The organism is Mesorhizobium sp. M4A.F.Ca.ET.050.02.1.1, assembly GCF_003997725.1.
Lineage (GTDB): Bacteria > Pseudomonadota > Alphaproteobacteria > Rhizobiales > Rhizobiaceae > Mesorhizobium.
Genome location: NZ_RZSG01001109.1, coordinates 1 through 1,493 on the forward strand (window position 1 = coordinate 1; position 1,493 = coordinate 1,493).

Sequence of the window (1,493 nt, forward strand, 5' to 3'; positions counted from 1 at the left end):
TCACTCGACTGGCTGCTAGGCCTGAGCCATGACGAAGGCGTCACCGGCGAAATCCGCGAGAGCCTGGAGATCGAGGAGGCCCCCGACGGCTTCGACCGCACGCTGCTCGCCAAATGGCACTCCGAGGCGGCGGGAACGAAAATCCGCTACGTACCGGCCGGCATTCCCGACTTGCTGCGCACCGAGGCGCTGGTCGACTACGAGGCGAACATCACCAACAAGAGCCGCGAGGCGCAGGCGGGCGAGACGCAATACCGCATCGACTATACCAGGCGCCCGGAGACCGACATGGAGGTCTGCATGCCGCGCCACACGCTCGAGATCTTCGCGCGCGGGCTAGGCGTCTGGGACCGCTTTCCCGAGGCCGAGCGCCGCCAGCAGCTTCTACACATGGCGACACTGCTCGATGATCTCTATCCGACCTTCCGCCTGTACCTCTATGACGGGCGCATGCGCTACTCGATCCCCTACACCATCTTCGGGCCCTACCGAGCCGCCATCTATGTCGGCGACATGTATCTGGTGCTGAATGCCACGCAGCCGATCCGCACCTTGACCAGCCATTTCGACAATCTGATCCGCGCCGCCGACATCAATGCGCATGAGGCGGCGAGCTTCGCGCAAAGGCTGGCTGAGGTCCAATTTTGACGGCTGACCGCCGGCTTTGAGATTGACGTCATATAAAGAGTTCTTTATATCCTTATCTCGATAGCAGATTCCGCAAAAGTGCCCTCGCGGTTTTGCGAGCAGAACCTGAAGCAATAGAACAACAAGCAGGCGGAGCGAAGCGAAACCTGCTTGGAACTCCCGGAAGGCGTATGTCATCATGACCAACCCGATCGAGGCATTGCTTGCCGAAAAGGGCGTGCTGCTCGCCGATGGCGCCACCGGCACCAATCTGTTCGCCATGGGCCTGGAAGCCGGCGAAGCGCCGGAGTTGCTGAACGAGACCGCGCCCGACACCATCACCAGCCTGCACCAGAACTTCGTCGATGCTGGCGCCGACATCATCCTGACCAACTCCTTCGGCGGCACCCGCCACCGGCTGAAGCTGCATCATGCCCAGGATCGCGTACATGCGTTGAACAAGCGCGCCGCCGAAATCGCGCGCGCGGTCGCCGACAAGGCTAACCGCAAGGTGATCGTCGCAGGCTCTGTCGGACCGACCGGCGAATTGCTGGTGCCGCTCGGCGCCATGACCTATGACGAGGCGGTAGACGCCTTCGCCGAGCAGATCGAAGGCCTCAAGGCGGGCGGCGCCGAAGTCGCCTGGATCGAGACCATGTCGGCACCGGACGAAATCCGCGCCGCGGCCGAGGCCGCCATCCGCGTCGGCCTGCCCTACACCTATACCGGCTCTTTCGACACCGCCGGCCGCACCATGATGGGCTTGCTGCCGAAGGACATCCACGGTGTCGTCGACGGGCTGTCGCAAGATCCGCTCGGCGTCGGGGCCAATTGCGGCGTCGGCGCGTCCGACATCCTGGCCTCGC

At 63.5% G+C, this 1,493-nt stretch carries 2 protein-coding genes; both read left to right on the top strand.

Annotation, left to right across the window (positions count from 1 at the left end):
- The coding region (locus tag EOA33_RS35440; protein WP_127407698.1) for a transcriptional regulator at nt 1-648 on the top strand (648 nt) is incomplete at its 5' end.
- Between the two features lie 178 nt (nt 649-826).
- A partial coding sequence (gene bmt, locus EOA33_RS35445; protein ID WP_127407699.1) for a betaine--homocysteine S-methyltransferase occupies nt 827-1,493 on the top strand: 667 nt, incomplete at its 3' end.